The organism is Erythrobacter sp. (genome assembly GCF_038133525.1).
GTDB lineage: Bacteria > Pseudomonadota > Alphaproteobacteria > Sphingomonadales > Sphingomonadaceae > Qipengyuania.
Window position 1 is genome coordinate 12,153 of sequence record NZ_JAYPTL010000056.1, and the last position, 3,073, is coordinate 15,225.

Consider the following 3,073-nt stretch of genomic DNA (forward strand, 5'->3'; position numbering starts at 1 on the left):
GTTCCCATCTGTGCGAGAATCCGGGAACAGGTGATCATGCAGCCTGACTGCGACAGGTTGCGCAACTCGCAGGGAATCGAAATCCCGCCGACCCGCGCAATAACTGCCAGGCTGGCATTTCTGCGCGGTTCTTTGCGGCGCTCCATTTCAACGTTCCCTGGAAGGTAATGCTACTCAGGACACTGTCGTAGCCAGCGACCGTACGCTTGTATGTACGCGACATTTCCGATCGCGGCATAAGGTTTGGATAACATTGATCGGTCGGGATGTGACAATGTGCGTGGACAAGCGGTCAGGATTCCGCTGAAATCCTTGGCAAAGGATCAATAGGGGAGAGTCCGGCGTGCCCACTGCGACTGCAAATGGAATAGAAATCCACTACGAAGAGCATGGTGATCCGGCGAACCCGCCGATGCTGCTGATCATGGGCTTCGGTGCCCAGTTGACCCTTTGGCCCGACGAACTGGTCGAAGCGCTTGCGGCGCACGGCTTCCACGTGATCCGCTATGACAATCGCGATATCGGGCTCAGCCACAAGTTTCACGGGGTCAAGGCTCCCGGGCTGATCAAGATGACCTTGCTTTCGAAGCTCGGTTTCAAGCCCAAGGTGCCCTATACGCTGGCCGATATGGCCGATGACGGGGCGGGCCTGCTCGATGCCCTGGGCATCGCCAAAGCGCATATTGTCGGCGCCAGCATGGGTGGCATGATCGCGCAGCATTTCGCCGCACGCCACGCGGACAAGGCTCTTTCGCTGACCTCGATCTTCTCGACCACAGGAAACCCCAAGCTCCCGCCAGCCAGGCCTGAAGCGATGAAGGTACTGGTGACCAGGCCGGCGAGCATGGACGAGGAGGTGCTGGTCGAACATGGCATGAAGCTTGCGCGCACAATCGGCTCGCCCGGATATCCGGCCGATGAAGACCGGTTGCGCGAACGGACGCGGGCTACCGTGCGTCGTAGCGTCTATCCCGAAGGGCCGACGCGGCATCTGTCCGCTATCGTCGCGGACGGTGACCGCCGCCCCATGCTCAAGGGCATTTCTGTGCCCACACTGGTCTTGCACGGTGAGGATGATCCGCTTGTCCCCGTCGAAGGGGGGCGTGACACCGCTGCCAACATTCCCGGCGCGCAGATAAAGACCATTCCCGGCTGGGGTCATGACCTCCCGCTTGAGCTGGTAGACGAGGTGGCCGACGCGATCGCGGCGCATGCCAAGGCGGCTGTGGGGGCGTGAACAAGGCACCGGTAGTGCCCAGACATGAAGAACGCCTTTGGGGGCATCCCAAGGGACTGATCTTCCTTGCCATGACCGAGATGTGGGAGCGGTTCAGCTTCTACGGCATGCGCGCCCTGCTGGTGCTCTACATGGTGCAGGAACTGCTTCTGCCCGGGCGGATAGAGAACGTCGCGGGGATGGGCGCCTATCGCAGCGTGGTAGAGAGCATCTTTGGCGAGCTATCGACCCAGGCTTTCGCGAGCCAGACCTTCGGGCTCTACGCGGGTTTCGTCTATTTCACCCCGCTGTTCGGCGGCTTGCTGGCCGATCGCTGGCTGGGCGCCAAACGCGTGGTCATGATCGGCATCGCGCTGATGACGCTGGGCCATTTTGCCATGGCCTTCGATGTGTCGTTCCTGCTCGCATTGCTGCTGCTGGTGCTGGGCTCCGGCTGTCTCAAGGGCAATATCGCGGCACAGGTGGGGCATCTCTACGAACGCCATGAGGAAACGCTGCGCTCGAAGGGCTATGCGATCTTCTCCACCGGGATCAATGTCGGGGCGACGATCGGGCCACTGGTTTGCGGATTGCTGGCGCAGGTCTATGGCTGGCATATCGGCTTTGGCGCGGCGGGGCTGTTCATGCTGGTTGCCGCGGTCGTCTATTTTACCGGCCTCAAGTACTTTGCCGAAGATCGCGCCGTCGCACCCGTGGGTGAGAGCCTACCTCCCCTCACCGCCAGCGAATGGAAGATGATCGCCCTGGTGGTCTGCGTCCTGTTGATCACCATGTGCCAGAGCTTCGCCTATGAGCAGCTGTGGAACGTCGGCCTTTTGTGGGTCAATGAGCGGGTCGATCTGACTATCGGCACGCTAACGGTACCGACCCCATGGTTTGCGTCGGAAGACAGCTTCGCCTCGGTCGTCGCGCTCCCCCTGCTTCTGGTGATCTGGGCCTGGCAGGGGAGGCGTGGGGGCGAACCTGGCGACCTGGCGAAGATCGCGACCGGGGCAATCATCATGGCGTGTTCCTCGGCCATGCTGGCTATCGGAGCGCTGAGCGCGCCCGACGGGAAGGTCTCGATCCTGTTTCCGCTGGTGGCCTATTTCCTTTCGGGCATCGCCTTCATGTACCAGTGGCCGACCGCGCTTGCGCTGGTTTCGCGCCGCGCGCCGAAGAAGATCAATGCGCTGATGATGGCGGGGGCCTATCTCACCCTGTTCGTGGTAGGGGTCGGCACGGGCTATATTGCGCGCTTCTACGAGCCTTTGGGCGACGTCGCCTTCTGGACCCTGCAGGCCGGCATTTCCGCCACTGGCGCATTGCTCGTGCTGTTTCTTGGTGGTGCAATCAAGCGGCGCATGGATGCCTTGGAGGATCTCGGCTAGGAGATCGGGAGGCGCCGCGTCTCGACCGGCTGTCGGCGGAAATCGACCAGCGACACGGCATTTAAGGCGTGGCTGCTGCATTCGTGAGGTGACTGGAACGAGTCGCTTGCGCGGAACAATCCATTGCATGCGGCCACGGCTCTCAATGTCATTTCGTTCGATCCGAAAAATTTGCTCAATTGTAAGAAAATTACAGATTTGGAAGGGTGCGACATGCTTACGTGCCCATTCCGACAATAATTTGACAGGAATTGGAATGGGCGTAAGTTCCCGCCTGCCCGGAGGTGCCCCGCAGATGCCGCCGGACACGGATCGACCATAGACCGTCAACGCTTGATAATAACCACCAGTCGCACATTGCGCGAAACTCTCTGCGGCCGATCATCTCTTTCGAGGAAAGGATGATCCTATGAACAAGCTAGCCATTCTCGCCATTTCTGCAGCGGTGACCGCCTCGGTCCTCGCG

General features: G+C 60.6%; 3 protein-coding genes. 2 read left to right on the forward strand and 1 reads right to left on the reverse strand.

The annotated features are described in order from the left end of the window. A partial coding sequence (locus AAFM29_RS18110; protein WP_371830752.1) for a PilZ domain-containing protein occupies positions 1 to 146 on the reverse strand: 146 nt, incomplete at its 3' end. Positions 147 to 343: 197 nt separating this feature from the next. Here AAFM29_RS18110 and AAFM29_RS13625 point away from each other — a divergent pair. Together AAFM29_RS13625 and AAFM29_RS13630 are read left to right on the forward strand one after the other, a co-directional pair. Continuing rightward, positions 344 to 1,237 carry an alpha/beta fold hydrolase gene (locus AAFM29_RS13625; RefSeq protein ID WP_341713334.1) on the forward strand — a complete coding sequence of 298 codons (894 nt, stop codon included), beginning with the start codon at positions 344 to 346 and terminating at the stop codon, positions 1,235 to 1,237. After that, positions 1,234 to 2,607 (forward strand): peptide MFS transporter, encoded by a 1,374-nt coding sequence (locus tag AAFM29_RS13630; protein ID WP_341713335.1) that lies wholly within the window; start codon positions 1,234 to 1,236, stop codon positions 2,605 to 2,607. The genes AAFM29_RS13625 and AAFM29_RS13630 overlap by 4 nt, the downstream gene beginning before the upstream one ends. Positions 2,608 to 3,073: the final 466 nt, after the last annotated feature.